At 63.7% G+C, this 18,537-nt stretch carries 23 protein-coding genes; 10 read left to right on the plus strand and 13 right to left on the minus strand.

Annotated elements, in window-relative coordinates; translation table 11 throughout:
- Window positions 1-33: 33 nt before the first annotated feature.
- The 4 genes from R2N11_RS13070 (at window position 34) to R2N11_RS13085 (ending at window position 3,175) form a co-directional block, all read left to right on the plus strand.
- Window positions 34-678 carry a helix-turn-helix transcriptional regulator gene (locus R2N11_RS13070; RefSeq protein WP_199030723.1) on the plus strand — a complete coding sequence of 215 codons (645 nt, stop codon included), beginning with the start codon at window positions 34-36 and terminating at the stop codon, window positions 676-678.
- A gap of 7 nt (window positions 679-685) precedes the next feature.
- Entirely contained in the window at window positions 686-1,660 is a 975-nt protein-coding gene (locus R2N11_RS13075; protein ID WP_199030722.1) for a threo-3-hydroxy-L-aspartate ammonia-lyase, read from the plus strand.
- A gap of 99 nt (window positions 1,661-1,759) precedes the next feature.
- Complete coding sequence (locus tag R2N11_RS13080; protein ID WP_199030721.1) at window positions 1,760-2,149, plus strand: RidA family protein; 390 nt, start codon at window positions 1,760-1,762, stop codon at window positions 2,147-2,149.
- 153 nt (window positions 2,150-2,302) lie between these two features.
- Entirely contained in the window at window positions 2,303-3,175 is an 873-nt protein-coding gene (locus R2N11_RS13085) for a PilZ domain-containing protein (protein WP_199030720.1), read from the plus strand.
- 7 nt (window positions 3,176-3,182) lie between these two features.
- On the opposite strand, the gene R2N11_RS13090 is transcribed toward R2N11_RS13085, so the two are convergent.
- On the minus strand, window positions 3,183-4,073 hold the full coding sequence (locus R2N11_RS13090; protein ID WP_199030719.1) for a LysR family transcriptional regulator: 891 nt from the start codon (window positions 4,071-4,073) through the stop codon (window positions 3,183-3,185).
- Window positions 4,074-4,185: 112 nt separating this feature from the next.
- On the opposite strand from R2N11_RS13090, the gene R2N11_RS13095 reads away from it, so the two are divergent.
- The 4 genes from R2N11_RS13095 to R2N11_RS13110 all read left to right on the plus strand — a co-directional run bounded on the left by R2N11_RS13095 (window position 4,186) and on the right by R2N11_RS13110 (window position 6,431).
- Window positions 4,186-4,623, plus strand: a complete 438-nt coding sequence (locus tag R2N11_RS13095; RefSeq protein WP_199030718.1) for a multidrug/biocide efflux PACE transporter — start codon at window positions 4,186-4,188, stop codon at window positions 4,621-4,623.
- 129 nt (window positions 4,624-4,752) lie between these two features.
- Window positions 4,753-5,391 (plus strand): helix-turn-helix transcriptional regulator, encoded by a 639-nt coding sequence (locus tag R2N11_RS13100; protein ID WP_199030717.1) that lies wholly within the window; start codon window positions 4,753-4,755, stop codon window positions 5,389-5,391.
- 83 nt (window positions 5,392-5,474) lie between these two features.
- Window positions 5,475-5,837 (plus strand): ArsR/SmtB family transcription factor, encoded by a 363-nt coding sequence (locus R2N11_RS13105; protein ID WP_316681352.1) that lies wholly within the window; start codon window positions 5,475-5,477, stop codon window positions 5,835-5,837.
- A gap of 54 nt (window positions 5,838-5,891) precedes the next feature.
- Window positions 5,892-6,431: an SRPBCC family protein gene (locus R2N11_RS13110; protein WP_199030715.1), complete on the plus strand. Its 540-nt coding sequence runs from the start codon at window positions 5,892-5,894 to the stop codon at window positions 6,429-6,431.
- 24 nt (window positions 6,432-6,455) lie between these two features.
- Here R2N11_RS13110 and R2N11_RS13115 read toward each other — a convergent pair whose 3' ends face one another.
- The 8 genes from R2N11_RS13115 to R2N11_RS13150 all read right to left on the minus strand — a co-directional run bounded on the left by R2N11_RS13115 (window position 6,456) and on the right by R2N11_RS13150 (window position 12,655).
- Complete coding sequence (locus R2N11_RS13115; protein WP_199030714.1) at window positions 6,456-6,674, minus strand: DUF1059 domain-containing protein; 219 nt, start codon at window positions 6,672-6,674, stop codon at window positions 6,456-6,458.
- A 140-nt stretch (window positions 6,675-6,814) separates the two neighbouring features.
- Window positions 6,815-7,345, minus strand: a complete 531-nt coding sequence (locus tag R2N11_RS13120; RefSeq protein WP_199030713.1) for a DUF3455 domain-containing protein — start codon at window positions 7,343-7,345, stop codon at window positions 6,815-6,817.
- A 52-nt stretch (window positions 7,346-7,397) separates the two neighbouring features.
- Window positions 7,398-7,796 (minus strand): DUF488 domain-containing protein, encoded by a 399-nt coding sequence (locus tag R2N11_RS13125; protein WP_199030712.1) that lies wholly within the window; start codon window positions 7,794-7,796, stop codon window positions 7,398-7,400.
- 48 nt (window positions 7,797-7,844) lie between these two features.
- The gene (locus R2N11_RS13130) at window positions 7,845-8,873 is read right to left on the minus strand and encodes an ABC transporter substrate-binding protein (protein WP_316681353.1); all 1,029 of its coding nucleotides are present in this window, start codon (window positions 8,871-8,873) and stop codon (window positions 7,845-7,847) included.
- Window positions 8,874-9,169: 296 nt separating this feature from the next.
- Window positions 9,170-10,063, minus strand: a complete 894-nt coding sequence (locus R2N11_RS13135) for an ABC transporter permease (RefSeq protein ID WP_199030710.1) — start codon at window positions 10,061-10,063, stop codon at window positions 9,170-9,172.
- Window positions 10,053-10,838, minus strand: coding sequence for an ABC transporter ATP-binding protein (locus tag R2N11_RS13140; protein ID WP_048933644.1), 786 nt, complete (start codon window positions 10,836-10,838; stop codon window positions 10,053-10,055). Before R2N11_RS13140 ends, R2N11_RS13135 begins: the two co-directional genes overlap by 11 nt.
- Window positions 10,839-10,891: 53 nt before the next feature.
- Window positions 10,892-11,614: a GntR family transcriptional regulator gene (locus tag R2N11_RS13145; protein WP_199030708.1), complete on the minus strand. Its 723-nt coding sequence runs from the start codon at window positions 11,612-11,614 to the stop codon at window positions 10,892-10,894.
- Between the two features lie 111 nt (window positions 11,615-11,725).
- Entirely contained in the window at window positions 11,726-12,655 is a 930-nt protein-coding gene (locus R2N11_RS13150) for an MBL fold metallo-hydrolase (protein ID WP_316681354.1), read from the minus strand.
- A 76-nt stretch (window positions 12,656-12,731) separates the two neighbouring features.
- Between R2N11_RS13150 and R2N11_RS13155 the strand changes: the two genes are divergently transcribed.
- A complete protein-coding gene (locus R2N11_RS13155) occupies window positions 12,732-13,631 on the plus strand; it encodes a LysR family transcriptional regulator (RefSeq protein ID WP_316681355.1) in 900 nt (299 codons plus the stop codon).
- 27 nt (window positions 13,632-13,658) lie between these two features.
- On the opposite strand, the gene R2N11_RS13160 is transcribed toward R2N11_RS13155, so the two are convergent.
- The 4 genes from R2N11_RS13160 to R2N11_RS13175 all read right to left on the minus strand — a co-directional run bounded on the left by R2N11_RS13160 (window position 13,659) and on the right by R2N11_RS13175 (window position 17,518).
- The gene (locus R2N11_RS13160; protein ID WP_316681356.1) at window positions 13,659-14,423 is read right to left on the minus strand and encodes an SDR family oxidoreductase; all 765 of its coding nucleotides are present in this window, start codon (window positions 14,421-14,423) and stop codon (window positions 13,659-13,661) included.
- A 44-nt stretch (window positions 14,424-14,467) separates the two neighbouring features.
- Window positions 14,468-15,499: a phosphotransferase gene (locus R2N11_RS13165; protein ID WP_316681357.1), complete on the minus strand. Its 1,032-nt coding sequence runs from the start codon at window positions 15,497-15,499 to the stop codon at window positions 14,468-14,470.
- 19 nt (window positions 15,500-15,518) lie between these two features.
- On the minus strand, window positions 15,519-16,193 hold the full coding sequence (locus R2N11_RS13170; RefSeq protein ID WP_316681358.1) for a histidine phosphatase family protein: 675 nt from the start codon (window positions 16,191-16,193) through the stop codon (window positions 15,519-15,521).
- Between the two features lie 122 nt (window positions 16,194-16,315).
- The gene (locus R2N11_RS13175; protein WP_316681359.1) at window positions 16,316-17,518 is read right to left on the minus strand and encodes a pyridoxal phosphate-dependent aminotransferase; all 1,203 of its coding nucleotides are present in this window, start codon (window positions 17,516-17,518) and stop codon (window positions 16,316-16,318) included.
- An 88-nt stretch (window positions 17,519-17,606) separates the two neighbouring features.
- On the opposite strand from R2N11_RS13175, the gene R2N11_RS13180 reads away from it, so the two are divergent.
- Window positions 17,607-18,506 (plus strand): LysR family transcriptional regulator, encoded by a 900-nt coding sequence (locus R2N11_RS13180; protein WP_199030703.1) that lies wholly within the window; start codon window positions 17,607-17,609, stop codon window positions 18,504-18,506.
- The last annotated feature ends 31 nt before the right edge of the window (window positions 18,507-18,537 follow it).

Genomic DNA, 18,537 nt, shown 5'->3' on the forward strand with positions numbered 1-18,537 from the left:
CGAAATGTCAGTAACTGACGTATCGTCAATGCCATGACACTCGCTGAAGAAAACCACCTTCTGCTGCGCGAAGGCCGCAAGATCGTCGAGGCGCTGGGCAAGACCCTGGCGCCACTGGTGGAGGTCGTGTTGCATGACCTGACCGACCCTGATCATTCCGTTGTCGCCATCGCCAACAACCTCTCGGGCCGTCAGGTGGGCGATGCCGTGACCGAGCTGGGTCTGGCGCGCATGGCCGACCCGGACTTTCCCGAAGTCATTGAGAACTACGCCAACCGGTTTCCCGACGGGCGGCCGGCCAAGAGCACATCCATCGGCTTGAAGAACAGTCGCGGTGATTACGTGGCCGCCATCTGTCTGAACATGGATGTGTCGATGCTCGGTGCCGTGACGGCGGGGCTTACCCAGTTGATGCGCGTGGACGTGGCGGTACCGCCGGTGCCCGAATCGCTCACCTCCCGCCGCGTGGAAGACGTGCGCGCCGCACTCGAACGCTTTGCCGCCGCACGCAACACCACGCCCATGACCATGACGCTGGACCAGCGCCGCGAAGCCATGCGCGAGTTGGAGGCCAGCGGCCTGCTGAACCTGCGCCGCGCGCTGTCAGAGGTTGCGCAAACGCTGGGCGTAGCGCGCTCCACTGTCTACACCTACCTTCCCGAGAACACTCCAACCTGAGCCCGCCATGAGTCTGCCCATTTCCTACGACGACGTTGTTGCCGCCCACGCCCGCCTGCAAGGCGTTGCTCACAAGACGCCCGTGCTGACGTCGAGCACCGCCAACGCCACGACCGGCGCCGAGCTGTTCTTCAAGGCCGAGAACTTCCAGCGCATGGGCGCATTCAAGTTTCGCGGTGCGTACAACGCGCTGTCGCAGTTCACGCCGGAGCAGCGCAAAGCGGGCGTGATCACGTTCTCGTCGGGTAACCATGCGCAGGCGATTGCGCTGTCGGCACGGCTGCTTGGCATGCGCGCCGTGATCGTCATGCCCAAGGACGCACCGGTCGTGAAGGTGGAAGCCACGCGTGGCTACGGCGGTGAGGTGGTGTTCTTCGATCGCTACACCGAAGACCGCGAAGCCATCGGCCGCAAGCTGGCGGAAGAACACGGCCTGACGCTCATCCCGCCGTACGATCATCCGCATGTGATGGCCGGGCAGGGCACGGCCGCTAAGGAACTGATCGAAGAGGCGGGCCCGTTCGACGTGGTGCTCGCACCGCTGGGCGGTGGCGGGCTGCTTTCGGGCACCGCCACGGCGGTGCGCGCGCTGAACCCAGCGTGCAGGATCATCGGCGTGGAACCCGAGGCCGGCAACGACGGCCAGCAGAGCTTCCGCAAGGGCGAAATCGTCCACATCGATACGCCCAAGACACTGGCCGACGGTGCGCAGACCCAGCATCTGGGCAACTACACGTTTGCAGTGATCCGCGAGCTGGTCGACGACATCGTCACCGTGAGCGACGCAGAACTGGTAAGCACCATGCAGTTCTTCGCCAGCCGCATGAAGGCGGTGGTCGAACCCACCGGCGGTCTGGCCGCTGCTGCTGCACTGACCGGCAAGGTGGACGTGCGCGGCAAACGCGTCGGCGTGATTCTCTCGGGCGGCAATGTGGACCTGCAGCACTTCGCCAAGCTCGTGCTGGGGCGGTATGAGCAGTAAGCAGGGGCCCCGCACAGCGGGGATGCGCACGGCCGCGAATGCCGCCAGCCACCGACACCACCGAGGCACGATGATCTACAAGGGCAAGGAGGTGGCCGCATGAGCGACGCGCGCTACCTGAACGCGCCGGACTTGCGTCCGCCGGCTGGGCATTATTCACACGCTGTCTGCGCCCATGGTTTCGTGTTTGTGGCAGGGCAGATTCCGGTCACGCCCACGGGCGAGAAGCTGGTCGATGCGCCGTTCGAGACGCAGGTGCGTCAGGTGCTCGCCAACCTCGACGCGGTGCTCGCGGCTGCGGGCACCAGCCGCACGCGCCTCGTACAGGTGCGCGTGTACGTGACCGACATGGAAACGCATTGGCCAGCCTTCGACGCGCTGTACCGCGATTGGATTGGCGAGTTGCGCCCGGCGCGCGCCGTGGTGCCGGTGCCGACGCTGCACTACGGTCTGGCCGTCGAGATTGAAGCGACCGCGCTGGCGGGGTGACGCAAACGCTTGGTGTTGATGTGTGTCAGGCAAAGGGCAACGCGCAGCAGTTGATCTCCGCGCGTTTGCCAGCCATTGTTGCAAAATGGTCGTCATACCTGCCAAGGCACAGGCCTTGGATATAACTCTGAAACACGCGCCCTAACGCCAGCTATGACCCAGCCTACACGGCAACTCACGCAGGAAGACGTACCGATTGGCCAGCCACTGCCGTTTGCCCTGGCGGACAGTGGAGGAAGGCTGCTGTTGCCGGCTGGGGCGGTTGTGCCTGATACGGAAGACGCGCGACTGTTGTTTCATCATGGCCCGGTGATGGTCTCCGACCAGCCAGGCGATGTCACCGTCGCGCCACCGGGCGAAGCGGCAGAGGGTAAGCCGCGCTTGGGCGCAACCGGCCTGTCGATCGGCACCATCCTGCAGGTTCAGGAAAAATCCGCCCCCGTGCGAGGCCCCTTGCCGTGCCGCTTGATTGGCTACATCGAAGGCGAGGCGCTGTTCATCACGCAGCCCGCCGATGCCAAGCGCACGCTGCGTCCCGAGATTCGTGATGTGCTGCTGCTGCGCGGCTTCTCTGGGCGCGCGGTGGTCAGCATGCTGTGCAGCGTGGCGGCGTTGGGGCAGTTTCCCTCGCCATACATCGTTCTTGCGATGCCGACCAAGGTGCACAAGGTGCAGTTGCGCAAGGCAAAGCGCGTGCAGGTTCGCATTGGTGCGACGATGCGCGCGGAGGGGCAACCGGCAACGGCCGCAGACCGTGTCGCCATCATCCGCGATATCTGCCTCAACGGTGCGTTGGTGCAAAGCGTTGGTGCCGTGTTCCAGCCCGGCGATTGGCTGAACCTGGACTTCAGCGCCTACGTGGATGGGCAGCAAGAAGACTTCTCCATCACGGGGCGTGTCGCCAGCGGCTCGCCTGCGCTGGGTGCGCCGGCATCTGCATTTCCGTCGTTTGGTGTGGAGTTCTCGCTCTCGAAAGAGCAGACGGCGCGGCTCTCGCGCCTGATCATCGAGCGGCTGGACGAGTAAGCCGCGCTTACGCCGTCTCCGCCAGCATCGTCTCCAGCAGCCACGCGCCGGCCTGGCCGAGCGTGCGCTTGCGTGACCACACTACATCGACCGGTAGTTGGCGGGGCCAGCCGCGTGCGCGCACCTCATGCAAGCGGTCAGCGGCAAAGTGGTCGACCAGCCAGCGTGGCAGCTCCGTCCAGCCAAAGCCCAGCACGGCCATTTCCAGCAGCATCAGATAGCTCGGCGCAGACCACCGGCGCAGGCTGCGCACGGGCGTGGTCTCCGCACGCGGGCCGACCGGATCGACAAAGGTATTCAGGCGCAACTCGCGCGTCTCGCGCAGCACCGCGTGCGGCACTTCTGCATCACCGTATTGCGCGAACGGATGCTGCCGCCCGACAAAGAGGCCGATTTCAGACTGCTCGGCAATGGTGGCCGCACCAATGTCGGGCGGATAGGCCGGCTGCGTTGCCACCAGCCCCAACTGAGCACGGCCCTGCTGGATGATGTCGACCACGTCTTCGTACTCGGCGATCAGGCATTCGAGTTCCAGGTCGGGAAAGCGCTGTTCTAGCGCAGCGAGGGTTTGCTCGTAGCGGTCGGACTGGTACGTGTCGGACACCACCAGGGTGAGGCGCGCTTCCAGGCCGCCCGCCATCTGCGCGGCCAGGCGGTCCATCCGCTCGCCGGCTTCAAGCACGCGGCGCACCTGCGTGAGCATGGCGTGGCCGGCCTCGGTAAGGGTCGGCTGGCGCGTGCTGCGGTCGAACAGCGTCAGGCCCAGGTCGATCTCCAGGTTGCCGATCGCCTCGCTGATGGTCGATTGCCGTTTGCCCAGCTTGCGCGCCGCCGCCGAGAACGAACCGAGCGTGGCGGCTTCTGCAAAAGCCAGCAGCGCTTCAGGGGAGTGACGCATGGTGGGCTCCAGGTGGCGGTATCCGCTCAATATATCGGAAAAACCGATACTATCGAACTGGATAGACTTGCTTTTGCCGATGAAAATCACGCCCATTCATCGGAGCCCTGCCATGCAAGTCCCAGCCAAAACCCCTGTTGAGCGCGTCTTCCACGCGCTGACCTTCGAGCTTCTCGCCACCATCATCTGTGCGCCGCTGTTCAGCTGGCTGATGGGCGTGTCGCTTGCACACATGGGTGCACTGACCCTCATGTTTGCCGGCGTTGCGATGGTGTGGAACATGATCTTCAACGCGCTCTTCGAGCGTGTGGAGCATCGCTACAAGCTCACACGCACGTTGGCCGTGCGAGTCGTGCATGCCTGCCTGTTCGAGGGCGGCCTGGTCATCATGCTGGTGCCGCTGGGCGCATGGTGGCTGAACGTGAGCCTGTGGGAAGCCTTCGTGATCGACATCGGCATCATGCTGTTCTTCCTGCCGTACACCTTCTTCTTCAATCTCGCATACGACCACTTGCGGGCCAGGTGGATGGCGCGCCGCGCGCTGGCCTGAGATTCCGGCCTAGGGCAAACGCCTCAGCGCGCCGGCAGGCGCGCTTTCTATAATGAAATCCCTTTTTGCAATGGGTCTCTCGGGGCCGACCGGCCGCGAGTTCTAGCAGTCTGTACTGGGCATCCATCCATGCCGCGTTTTGCCGCCATGCCATCCCATGCCTCGGCAACCGTGCTGCGCCGGTGTTACGAAGCGGCGTGCGCGGGTGATGCCGTGGGCATCATGAACGTGCTGCGCGATGTCTGCAGCGCGGATCATGCTGCGGCTATGGTCCGTTGGCGGGTGGATGGTCGTCTGCATTGGGCGGCCTCTCAAGGTGCGCATACGGCGGATCTACTGCTGCATGCGGCACGTTGCGATGGGGTGGATGCGTGGCCGCTGGCCGATGCTGAAGTGCGCGGTGCGGTGTGGCTGGACTATCGCGTGCATGGCGTGCCGTTGTCGGCAAAGCGTTCAGCGCCGCGGGACCTGCTGCCGCATCTTGCGCAAGCGCTGCCGCTTTGCTGGCAACGCGTTGCTGCCCGTGCCGGCATCGCGCCTGCGCAATCCCCCAGCCTGTGGCTGACCGACGCATTTCGCCTGACCCCGCGCGAAGCTGACGTGGCCGATCTCCTCGCGCGCGGTGCGGATCCGGCGTGCATTGCGCGCACGCTGGGTATTTCGCTCGACACGGTGCGCACGCACCTCAAGCACGTCTATCGCAAGACCAACACGCATAGCCAGTGCGATGTGGTGCGGTTGATGCTGGCATCGTCCGCGCGCCGCTAGCGCCGTTATCCGTCATTCCCCCGCTTCAAAAACATTTCACCATTTGGTTGACAGTTCGGTGTTTGCGAACTAAATTCAACCACATGGTTAAATATTCTTCCGATCAGCTCGACGCGGTCTTCCATGCGATGGCCGACCCGACCCGGCGGGCCATGCTGCACAGCCTGGCTGAACAGCCCCGTACCGTGGGTGATCTTGCGGCGCCGTTCGATATTTCACTGGCCGCCGCCTCCAAGCACATCAAGGTGCTGGAGAAAGCCGGCCTGGTGCGGCGCAGCGTGCAGGGCCGTACGCACGTCTGCAGCCTCGACGCCATGCCCATGCACGCCGGGATGGAGTGGATGCGCCACTACGAGCAGTTCTGGAGCGGCAGGCTCGATGCCCTGGAAGCCGCGCTGCGTGCCGAGGTGGCGACAGAACAGGCACCAGTACCACCCAAGCCATGACGCGTGGGCCGGCCGTTTGACTGGCGCCGCATGCATTTCACCAAGGAGAGAACGATGAATGACTACGGCACCCGCATTGCATCCGACACCGTGCGCCTGGAGCGCGTGCTGCCTGGGCCCATCGAGCGCGTGTGGAGCTATCTGGTGGATTCCGACAAGCGCGGCCAATGGCTGGCCTATGGCGAGATCGAGCCGCACGTGGGTGGCAGCGTCGAGCATCGTTTTCACAACAGCAAGCTGACTGGCCACGACGACCCGCCGCCGCCCGAGTTTGCGCGGTACGACGGAGAGCACCTGATGACCGCGCGTGTGTTGGCTTATGCCCCGCCGCATCTGCTCGCCTATACGTGGCCCGGCGGCGGTGAGGTGCCATCGGAGGTGCGCTTCGAACTCGCGCAGGAAGGCGATGACGTGCGCCTGACCGTCACGCATTCCCGCCTGCCCAATCGCGACGAGATGGTCAGCGTGTCGGGCGGCTGGCACACCCACCTTGGGGTACTGGCTGACCGCCTGGCCGAGCGCAGCCCTGTCAGCTTCTGGCAGACGTTTGCGCGGCTGCACGACGAATATCAACGTCGCATTCCGCGCAGCTGAAGGCGGAGCGGGGTACCACTACCGTCACGCGGTCGCCATGGGCGGCCGTTCGGCGGAGGGGGTGCCGTCCTTGAAGAGGGTCTGCAGTTGCGCGCGCAGCTCGGGCGAGTCGGTGTGCTTGTGCACGGACACAGCGTGCTGCACGGCGGCCTCCAGCAACTCGGTATCGCTGTCGGCGCTGATGGCGACCGAGCAGTTGTTCTCGCTGGGGAAGGCGCGGCAATCAATGTAGCGGCGGCCCATGATGGGACTCCTGAAACGGCGACGGCATGACATGGCAGGATGCGGCAGGGTGCCGGTCGCGCGTGTCTTCGTTATAGGTCTGCCCCAGTGATGCGGCGTCACCCACGCAGGGTACGGCACAGGTGATGTCGACGGCGATGTCAGTCGAGAAAGACGTATTGCGCCAGGTATGGGCTGCGGCCTTCCTGCCCTTCTTCCGTGCAGGGTTGTGCGGGTGCGATGCCGCCGTGTGTCTGCAGCCGCTGCACATAGTGCACGCCACTCAATAGCCCTGAGCCGCCAACGGTGGTTGCTTGCAGCAGGAGCAGCGGAATAGCGCCGGCTTCTGCCGTGTTGGCTGCCTGCCGCATGACCTTGCCCGTGATCTTGCTGCCGTCGGGCGCTTCCCAGCTCGGGCCGGCGGCATGCTTGACGACCAGTTTACCGGACGCGTCATACAGATCCGCCAGCGGTGCCTTGAATGCCCACGCGAGCGGTTTGTCACCGTCGCGCTTGCAGACGTAGATCTGTACGCCGGTTGCCGACAGGCTGGCAACGGTGTGGTGGGTGCCGGCGGGTTGAAGCGTGTCGGGTACGGTCTGCGCAAAGGCGGTCTGCGTTGCGGTCCATGCCAATGCAAGCATGGCAGCGGAAGCCATGTGGAGACGGGATGCGCTTGGAATACGGGGCATGAAGACTCCTTGTGCTGGGCGGCGAAGATGCAGCGTGCAATGCGAAGACGTCCTAGTCAGCGATGTTCGCGCCGCGCTCCGTCAACAACGCGCGCAACACGGACCGATGGCAATGGGCTTCCTCTTCGCAATAGCAGCCGACCGAGAGGTTGGTCTGATGTGACAGCGCGGCCAGCATGTCGAGCGTGCGTGCCGCATCGCCGTCGCGCATTTCGGTGCGGAAGTGGCGCACGAACGTCTGCCAGCCCTTGTCATCGTGCGCGGCTTGTGCGGCCTGGGCCTGCTTGACGAGTTCGGGCGTGGGAGAGAGCAGAGGCATCCAGACATCGTAGAAATCGCGGCTGGCGAATTCTTCTTTGGGCACGCCGCGCGGCGGGCGCCGCACGGTGCCGATGCGCAGCCCTTCATCGGGTTGGCGCGGCTCGCCGAGCCGGACGATGCGTAGGGTCATGGATGCCTCCGTGCGAATGCTGCGTGCGGCGCGTTGTCGCGTTGTCGTTTAGGAACCCTGCCGGTTCTGCACCGTCGGGAAGAACAGGTCCTTCCACGCGGCCGGCTTGTTCTTGATGGTGCCCACGCGCTGCATGAATTCGGCGTAGTGTGCCACGCCCACCGGGGTGGTCGTGAAGCGCGAATCCGGGTCGTCGAGGATCTTCTTCACCTCGTCCGGCGAGCTCTTCACCTTCGATTGCGCAATGTAAATTTGCGCCGCCTTCGTCTTGTCCTTGGCGATGAGTGCATTGGCTTCATCCAGCGCCGCCACGAATGCTGCCGACAGCTTCGGGTTGGCTTCGTAGAACTTCTTGCTGGTGTAGGTCATGTCCAGCGTGATGTTGCCGAGCACGTCGACCGTGTTGAACACGCGGTGCAGGCCGGGCGCTGCGGCCTCGGCATATGAGAACGGCGGTGATGCCATGTGGCTGTTGATCTGGCTGCCGCCGGCCAGCATGACGGCGGTGGCGTCCGGGTGGGGCAGCGGTACGGTGATCGGGTCGAGCTTGTTGAATTGCTTGTCGCCGAAGGTCTTGGCGGCGGCCATCTGCAGCACCACGGCTGGCAGTGACGTTTTGATGCCGGGCACGGCAATGCGGTCCTTGTCCGAGAAATCGGCCAAGGTCTTTACGTTCGGGTTGCGCGTCATCAGGTACATCGACGATGAGCTGAGCGACGACAGGCCGCGGACTTCCATGGCGCTGCCGCGTGTCTTGTCCCACAGGGTGAGGAAGCCCGGCACGCCCAGCGAGGCGATGTCGAGCGCGCCGGAGAGCATGGCGTCGTTGATGACGTTGCCGCCGTCGAGAATGCGGTAGCTGACCTTGACGTCGCCCAGGCCGGCGGCCTTGGCCTGCTTTTCCAGCAGGTGCTCGCTGGACATGACCATGATGGGCAGGTAGAGGATGCCGTAGCCGTGGGAGATGCGGACTTCCTTGGCTTCAGCGTGCGCTGCGTTGATGACGCCGCCGAAGAGCGATGCTGCCAGCGTGGCTGCCATGGTGAGGCGGAGGATGTTGCGGCGGGTTTGCTGCATCTGGTGTCTCCTTGTGTTCGTTGATCGTTATGTTGGTGGTGCATCCTGTGTTTCGTCCCCTGCCGGGGCCGACTCCCTTTCTTTGTCTTGCCAAAGAAAGGGAGCAAAGAAAGGCGCGCCCGAGATGGCGACCCATCCCTTGAATTTCTGTCGCAGAGAGGGGAAGGGGAAAACTCGCTGCGCTCAGACAGTTCCCCTTCCTTTTTCCTCTCTGCAACAAAAATCCAAGGCGCCATCTAGGGCAGGGTACGGCCAAACCGTTGGTGTGCTTGGGTTGGCGCCAGGGTTTGTCCGGCTTAGTTCTGCATGCCCCAGCGCTTTACGGTGCGCGCTTCCAGTGTGCGGAACACCAGGTTCTCCACCAGCAGGCCGATAATGATGACGGTCAGCAGGCCCGCAAACACTTCCGGAATCTGCAGTTGGTTCTTGTTTTCGTAGATGTACCAGCCGAGGCCGCCTTGGCCGGAGCTGACGCCAAACACCAGTTCCGACGCAATCAACGTACGCCATGCGAATGCCCAGCCGATCTTCAGGCCAGTGAGGATGGAGGGGAACGCTGCCGGAATCAGGATCTTGGTCAGGTACCCCATGCCGGAGAGGCCGTAGTTGCGGCCCACCATGCGCAATGTGTTCGACACCGACAGAAAGCCCGCATGCGTGTTGAGCGACACGGCCCACACCACCGAGTGCACGATCACGAAGATCAGGCTGCCGTTGCCCAGGCCAAACCACACCAGCGCGATCGGCAGTAGGGCAATGGCCGGCAACGGATTGAACATGGCGGTGAGCGTTTCCAGGAAGTCCTGGCCGAGCCGGTTGCTGATGCCCAGCACCACCAGCGCGCACGACAGTGCGAGGCCTAGCGCGTAGCCGGCCAGCAACGTCTGCATGGAGGTGCCGATGCGCGCAAACAGAGTGCCGCTGGCAAGGCCAGCCCACAGCGCTTGCGCCGTGTCGGAGAACGTTGGCAGCAGCAGTGGGTTGTCGAGCCAGCGCGCACCGCCTTCCCACACCAGTGCCAGCACAATCAGGATCACCAGCTTGCGCAGCCATGCCTGTTCATACAAACGCTCCGCAATCGACAGCGGCTTTTCGACCACGCCGATGCGCTCGAACGCCACAGGCGTGCGGTACACCGGCTCGCGGTCACTCACGTTCGCGGTGGGCATGGAAAGGGTTTCAGTCTGCATGGGTTTCCTCCACCGCGCGGTCGAACAGCATGTTGTGGATTTCGGCTTCAAGCGCCTTGAAGCGCTCGGGGTCGTCGTCGCCGCGCGCGAGGCTCGGCAGTTCTGCGCGTACCTGGCCCGGATGCGGCGAGAGGATCAGGATGCGGCTGCCGCAGCGGATCGCTTCCGGAATCGAGTGCGTGACGAACAGCACAGTGAATCGCGTCTCGTCCCACAGTTGCAGCAGTTCGTCCTGCATCTTGCGGCGCGTAAGCGCATCGAGCGCGGCAAACGGCTCGTCCATTAGCAGCACGTCGGGCTCCATCGCCATGCCGCGTGCGATGGCCACGCGTTGCTTCATCCCGCCCGAGAGCATGTGCGGATGGTGGTCCGCAAACTTGGTGAGGTTGACCTTGTTGATGTAGTGCAGCGCGCGTTCTTCCGCCTCGCGTGCACCCAGCTTGCCTGTGGAGAGCAGCGGGAACAGCACGTTCTCCTTTACCGTCTTCCACGGCAGGAGTTGGTCAAACTCCTGAAACACCATCATGCGATCGGGCCCTGGCTTGGTGACGGGCTGGCCCTTCAGGCGGATCTCGCCTTCGGTGGGCGTGAGGTAGCCGCCAATGGCCTTGAGCAACGTCGATTTGCCGCAGCCCGACGGGCCCAGCAGGATGTAGCGCTCGCCGGGGTAGACCTGAAAGTCGACGCGGTAAGTGGCCGTGACCAGATGCTGGCGCGTCTTGTACTGCAGCGTCACGCCGCGTACGTCCAGCAACGGCGGAGGGTTCGCCTGCATGGGTGTTGTCTCCTGTTTGTGTTTTGTAGGTATGGGGTGTGGCGTCTGCGGCGCTATCGAATGTCGACGTGGTATCGGAAGTGCGCCGCTGCGCCGCGCGAGCGCCGCCACTCCAGTGGCGTGCGGTCGTAGCCGCGTGCCACACGTTCGATCACCATGACCGGATCACCGGCCTGGATGCGCAACAGGCGCGCATAGGTGGCGTTGACGGCCTCGGCGGTGAGTGTTTCTTCGGCGCTCGCGATGATCTGGCCACAGTGCGATTCGTACAGCGGGTAGAGCAGATCGCCAAAGGCACCCAGTTCCAGCGTGGCGAGGTCCGCAAAGCGGTCGTGTGGCAGCCAGATTTCTTCGGCCAGCAGCGGTGCGCCGTCCAGCAGGCGCAGGCGCGTCAGGCGGATGACCGGCGCGCCGGTTTCGATCTGCAGACCCGCGGCGGGCGCAGAGGGCGCGTCGAGCACGTCGCGTTTGAGGATGCGGCTCTCGGGGATGCGTCGCTCGCCGGTTTCGCTCTGGAAGCGAAAGAAGCGGAAGAGGGAGCTGGCAAAGCTGGCCCGCCGCACGAAGGTGCCGCGCCCCTGGAAGCGCTCCAGCAGCCCCTCGGCCACCAAGACATCTACTGCCTTGCGCACGGTGCCGACGGCCACGTTGTAGGTCTTCGCAAGTTCGGCTTCGGTGGGGATGGCGTCACCCGGGCGCCAGTGCTGTTGAGCGATCTGCGCGGCCAGGTCGTCACGCAATTGCTGGTAGCGGGGCAGGCGGAGGTCGGCGGGCATGGGGACCGTGTTGGTCAACTATTCATCTATATGACCACACATTGTAGGGGGATGACTCTGATGCCGCAGTTCAGGAAAACCCGCGCCTTGGCCCGCTGTCTGTCGACAGCCTTAGCTTGGTCGGTAGACGCCTTGCGCGTCCACTTGCACCCGGCCGTCGGCCAGCAGCTCGCTCAAGTGCTGTGAGATGGTGCGGGTTTCGGCACTCACTGCCCATAGGCTCTCGTAGTCGGGGGGATACAGCAGCCGCTGTTCGACCAGCTGTTCGAGCGTTTTGGGTGACGCCTTCAACAATGTCAGCAGGCGCTGCTCGCGCGCATCTAGCTTGGCCGTGTAGGCCGCGAGATCACGCAGGAAGTGCGCGCGATCGGTATAGACCCCCCGGTGATGGGACGTGACCCATACCTTGGCCGGAATCTCCGGCAGCCGCGCAAGGCTGCGGCGGAAGTCATGCAGGCTGGAGCAGGCATCGCCGTAATAGGGCCCGAAGCCGGTCAAGTCGATGTCCCCGATGAAGGCCACGCCCTCCGGCTCGACCAGCAGCACGGTGTGGCCGGCGGTGTGACCCGGCATGTGGAAGGCGCGAATCGTTGTCTGGCCGACATCCCATGAGGCGCCGTCCGCGTAGCCCAGTGCATCGGGGCGGGGGACGTAGAAAAAATCCCGCTGGATGTTTGCCAGCATGGCCGGGGCATGTGCCTCGTCCAGACCGTAATGGGCAACCATGCCGTCCCAACTGTGCACGGCGGTCAGATCAGCTTCGTTCACATACACGCTGGCATGAGGCAGGCGATGCAGGCCCGCCATGTGGTCTTCGTGCGCGTGGCCCATCACGACCAGTTCGGTCGCGTCGAACTCGGACCCGATGTGATTCGAGACGATGGGCGTGTCGAATGCAGCGCGCGTATCGGAGCCGCGGATCAGCACCTGATTGCCGTCGGGATACTTTCCGCTCTTCTCGCCAAAGAAGACAGACACGCGGCCAAAGTCGACGCGCTGGACGGGTGCATGGGGAATGGATTTGCCAGCAGGGGTGCTCACGTTGATCGTTCCTTCAATGGGCGATGGGTGCCATGTGTTCGATAGCGCTTATGATCCCTGCCGAGGAGGCATGGCGATGCGCATTTCGAAGGTTGACCTGAATCTGTTCGTTGTATTTGAAGCGATCTACCACCACCGCAACCTGACGCGGGCGGCGGAAACGCTGTGCATTACACAACCTGCCGTCAGCAACGCGCTGGCACGCATGCGCAAGACCTTCAATGACCCGCTGTTCGTCAGCACCCCCGCCGGCATGGTACCGACACCGATGTCGGAAAACATCATCGGCCGCGTGCGCGAAGCACTGCAGTTGCTCGATGCCAGCGCGCATGAAGGCGATGTGTTTGACCCGGCTGCGTCGGAACGCGTCTTTCCCGTCAGCATGAGCGACCTGACTGAAGCCCTAGTGCTGCCCGCGCTTGGCGAACGGCTCCAGCAACAGGCGCCCGGCATGCACATCCGCAGTTACTACACCGACCGCGCCGAGGTGCCGATTGCGCTTGCAAACGGCTCCATCGCCCTGGCCATTGATGCTCCGCTCATTGCAGACCCACAGCTATGCCAGACGGCGCTTGGGCGGGACCGCTATGCCTGCATGATCCGCCATGACCATCCGTTCAAAGGCAGCGTGCTGTCGATGGAGGACTATCTGGCGATGGGGCACATCCACGTGTCGAGCCGTCGCAAGGGCAGCGGGTATGTGGATGCGGAGCTCACGCGGCTCGGTCTGCGCAGGAACATCCGGATGCGCGTTCAGCACTACATGGTTGCGCCGTTGATCGCCATGCGGACCGATCTGGTGCTGACTGCACCACTCAGGCTGCTGCAGCGCTATCCCGTGCGCATTCTTGAGCTGCCGTTCGAGATTCCCGATCTTGAATGGCACTGCTACTGGCACCGCAGTGTCGACCGGGACCCCGGCAACCAGTGGCTGCGCGAACAACTGATGACCCTGATGCGCGACGCAGCCGATTGATTTGAGCTGGTTTGAGCAGACAGGTCCTCAGACCGTCATGCCGCCATCCACGACGATGCACTCACCGTTGGTATAGCTTGCTGCATCAGACACCAGATAGAGCACCGTGCCGGCCATCTCGCGCGGCTCGGCGTGGCGGCGCAGCGGGATCTGGCTGATCCAGCGGTCGTAGGTCGCCTTGTCTTCGAACAACGCACCGGCAAACTTTGTTTTGGTCAGGCCCGGCAGCAAGGCGTTGACGCGGATGCCGAATGGCCCGCATTCCATGGCGAACGCGCGCGTCATGTGGGCGACCGCTGCCTTGGTAATGGAGTAGATGCCTTGCTTGTCGCCCGGGTGCAGAGCGTTGACCGATGCAGTATTGACGATCGCACCGCCGCCTTGCGCCTTCATCATCTTGCCGGCTTCGACCGACATGAAGAAGTAGCCGCGGACGTTCACTTCCACCGTCTTCTCGTACGCGCCAAGATCGGTGTCGAGGATGTGCCCGAAATGCGGATTGGCGGCCGCGTTGTTGATGAGGATGTCGAGCCGGCCGTGCGTGCGGCGGATGTACTCGAACGTGGCCGTGATGTCTTCCATGCGGCCGACATGGCAGGCGAGCGCTTCGGCCTTGCCGCCGGCTGCGCGAATGCTCTCTGCAACGGCTTCGCAATCGGCCAGCTTGCGGCTGGACACGATCACGTGCGCGCCCTGCTCGGCGAGCAGTTTGGCGATTTCCTCACCAATGCCGCGGCTTGCGCCGGTTACCAGGGCGATTTTGCCGGTCAGGTCGAACAGGTTGGTGCTCATGCTGTGTTCCTCCAATGGTTGGAATCGGGTTGACCGCGGTGGTGTCAGTGTTGGGTGTCGATCAGGCGTACAGCTGCTTCGGCCAGTGGGCCGGTCATGTCGCCGGCCTTGCTGGCCTGCGTGCTGGAGGCGTTGCCGTTGAGCGCGCGCCGCTTCACACCCTGTGCAATGGACGCGAGACGGAAGAAGCTGAACGCCAGATAGAAGTGCCAGTTCTCGATGGGCGGCAGGCCGCGCAACTCGCAATAGCGCGCGACCATCTCTGCCTCTTGCGGAATCCCGAGAGCTTCGCGGTCCTGGCCGGCCAACCCCGGAATGTGCGAGCCCGACGGCAGCCGCAGGCACATGCAGAAGTACGCGAGGTCTGCCAGCGGATTGCCTAGTGTCGACAGCTCCCAGTCGAGCACCGCCTTCACGCGCGTGCTGTTGGGCTCGAACATCATGTTGTCGAGGCGGAAGTCGCCGTGCACGAGGGTCGGCTTGCCGTCATCCGCCGGGCAGGCCGAGGGCAGCCACTCGATGAGCCGCTCCATCGCGTCAATCCGTTCCGTCTCCGCCAGGCGGTACTGCTTGGTCCAGACGCCGATCTGGCGCTCGAAGTAATTGCCGGGTTTGCCGTAGTCGGCCAGCCCAACGGCCTCGACGTTGATGTCGTGCAGCGCCGCCATCGTGTGCAGCATGGCATCGTAGGCAGCGGTCCGGTCTGTTTGCGAGAGTTCAGGCAGGGCGGGGTTCCAGAAGATGCGCCCGTCTTCGAAACTCATCACGTAGAACAGGCTGCCGATCACGGTGCGGTCTTCACACAGGTGATACGGGCGCGCCACCGGCACCGCCGTGCCAGACAGCGCGCTCAGGATGCGGAACTCGCGGTCGACTGCGTGAGCAGACTTCAGCAGCTCGCCCGGCGGCTGCCGGCGCAATACGTAGCGGGCTGTTGGCGTGCGCAGGAGAAAGGTCGGGTTCGACTGGCCGCCGGAAAATTTCTCGGCAGTGACGGGGCCCTCGAAGCCGGGAATATGGTCTTGCAGATACCGCGCCAGCGTGGCGATATCGAGTTGCTGCGGGTCGTTCGTCATGATGAAACGTGTGGAGCGCCTAGCCGTAGGTCTGAAAATCGTGCCGCTCAGAATGGTCCAAGTGCGGAATGCCGTTGAAGGTGGCGAGCTGGAACGCTTCGGCGTTGAAGAAGTACTGCGAGATGCTGCAGTTGCGCACCTGTAGATTCAGTGCGATGGCGCTGGCCGCCGGTGCCGCTAGCACCTGCTGTGCGGTCACTGCAATTGGCCCGCCTGAGCTGACCGCAAGCACCCGTTGTCCACCGCCACCTTGGATGGCGGCGCGTGCATCGGCCACGCGCTGCTGGAACGCGGCCCAGGTCTCCGGAACGGCCCCTCGGATCTTGTCTTCGGACCACAGTTGCAGCACTTGCTTGAGCGCGCGGTAGTGGTCGCGCATCGACCCGGAGGCCATGCGTGTCAGTTCGGGAAAGTCACCCCCGAGCGCAGCGAACAGCCCCTGGAAGTCGTATTCATTCAGGCCGGCGTGCTGTTCGTAGCTGAGGCCGGGGTGCCCCATGCCGCGCCGGATGCCGTCGACGGTCTGCTCGTGCCGGCGTAGCGTGCCGCAGATCACCCGGTCGAAGGTGATGTTGCGCTGTGCGAAGTATTCGCCAAGCCAGACGCTCTGTTGCACGCCGCGTTCGGAGAGCTGATCGTAATCGGCCGCGCCAAACGAGGCCTGTCCATGCCGTACGAGATAAAGCTCCGCCATCGTCTGCTCGCTAAGTTGGGGGACCCAGCTTAGCGATTTGGCGTCTATTTTTGAAATTTATTGTATTGATGACTGGTCATTCATCGTGTAAATGAAGGCGGCTCTCTCAAGCCGCGGTCCATTCATTTCGCAAGCGTCCCCAGCGCTGTCGCTATCCGATCCGCTGCCAACGCAAGCTGCGCATCCGATGTCGCATACGACAGCCGCAGGAAGCCGGGCATGCCAAAGCCAGACCCCGGCACAACGGCCACGCCCTGTTCCAGCAAATAGGCCGCCAGCGCAACATCATCGTCAACGGCGCTGCCATTGGGCGTTCTGCGGCCGATAAAGGCGCGCACATCCGGAAACAGGTAGAAGGCACCCTCCGGCCTGGGTGTACGCAGCCCATCGATCGCTGCGAACTGCTGCAGGAGGAAATCCCGCCGCGCCTGGAAAATGCCGCAGCGACGCACGACCTCCTCCTGCGGGCCATCCAGTGCGGCCGCTGCTGCCGCTTGCGAGATGGATGACGTATGCGAGTTGATCTGCATCTGGATCTTGGTCATCGCTTCGATCAGGGCGCGCGGCCCGCACGCGTACCCCACGCGCCATCCCGTCATGGAATAGGCCTTGGATACGCCGTTCACTGTCAGGATGCGCGGTGCCAGATCCGGTGCAATGGCTGCCAGCGTGGCAGGGCGGCGCCCGTCGTACAGGATGTGCTCGTAGATGTCATCGACGAGAACGAAGAACCGCTGGTTGGCGCTGTTGCGCAGAATCTCGGCAAAGCGCAGCAACTGGTCGGCGGTGTAGGCCGTGCCGCTCGGGTTGCTGGGCGAATTCAGCACCAGCCATTTGGTGCGCAGCGTGATTGCGGCTTCCAGGGTTTCGGGCTGGAGCGCGTAGCCGGTTTCGGGCGATGTGAGCAGCGGCCGCAGCGTGCCGCCGTTCATGGAGACGATGTCCGCATACGAGGCCCAGTATGGCGCCGGAATCAGAACCTCATCCCCCCGGTTCAACGTAGCCAGGAATGCCTGGTAGATGACCTGCTTGCCGCCACAGCCCACGCTGATGTCCGGCGGGGTATAGATCAGGCCGTTGTCGCGCAGCAGCTTGCGCACGATGGCTTCGCGCAGCTGCACGGTGCCATTGATCGGGGTGTAGCGGGTTTGCCCTTCGGCAATCGCGCGCATGGCGGCTTCGCCAATGTGCTCGGGTGTCGGAAAGTCGGGCTCTCCCAGCGTCATGTCGACGATGCTGCGGCCGGCTTGCACGGCCTGGCGCGTACGTTCGGCCATGACTTGAATGGGGGAAGGCCGAAGGGTGGAGACGGTGGTGGAGAACATGCGGCGTGCCTCTTGCGAGTGCTATCAATGTGAATGCCTGTCAATCTAGAATTCATGTTGTTCAAGCTCAATTGAGTTTTCATTCAACATGAAGAAGCCGCTGGCACCGCAGACCCCAACCCTCCGTCAACTGGAACTGCTGTTGTCACTGGCCGGTGCCGACGGCATGGCCAGCGCTGGTGCCCGGATCGGCATGACGCCGTCGGCAACAAGCCACGCATTGCGTGCATTGGAAACCGCGCTGGGCACCGCGCTGGTGGATCGCAATGCGCAGGCGGTTGAGCTGACGCACGCGGGGCAGCAGATTCTTCCGCATGTGCGGGATCTCTTTGCGGCGCTGAACCTGATCCAGGCCACAGCCGCTGCCAGTACTGGCCTGCAGAGTGGCATGCTGCGGATCGGCTCGTTTGGCGCCAGCTCATCGCTGCGGCTGCTGCCGCCGCTGCTGGAACGTTTTCAGGAGCGCCACCCCGGCATCGAGGTGTACGTCACGGAAAAGCCCGATGCGGAAATCGAACAGGAGCTGGTTGAACGCTGCATCGAGCTTGCTGTTGTCACGTTGCCCAAGCCGCAATTCGATACGCTGCCGCTGGCAGTGGACGAGCTTGTTGCCATCGTGCCGGCACAGCATCCGCTGGCGCAGGCCGATTCCGTCGATCTGCGCGCGCTGGCGCGGTATCCGCTGATCCTCACCCATGCCGGCTCGCAAGACTTGGTGGCGCGCATGTTTGCGCGGGCCAACGTTCAACCCAAAGTCACGCATGAGCTGTCGCAACTGCTGTCGATTCTGGAGTTCGTGGCGCGTGGGCAGGGCGTGTCGATCGTCGCGTCGTTGGCGCTGCCCGAGCAGCACGCGGGTGTAGTGGTGCGCAAGATCACGCCACGCACGTTACGCCGCGTCGGGCTGGCTTGCCTGAACCAGCGTCGGCTGTCGCCCGCGGCTGCCGCGCTGTGGCGGCAAGCGCAGGCCATCAAGCTACGCCGATAGCGTTTGCACGTGCGTGCGATGCGCTATCCTC

The organism is Ralstonia flaminis (genome assembly GCF_958415495.1).
In the GTDB taxonomy this organism is placed as follows: domain Bacteria; phylum Pseudomonadota; class Gammaproteobacteria; order Burkholderiales; family Burkholderiaceae; genus Ralstonia; species Ralstonia flaminis.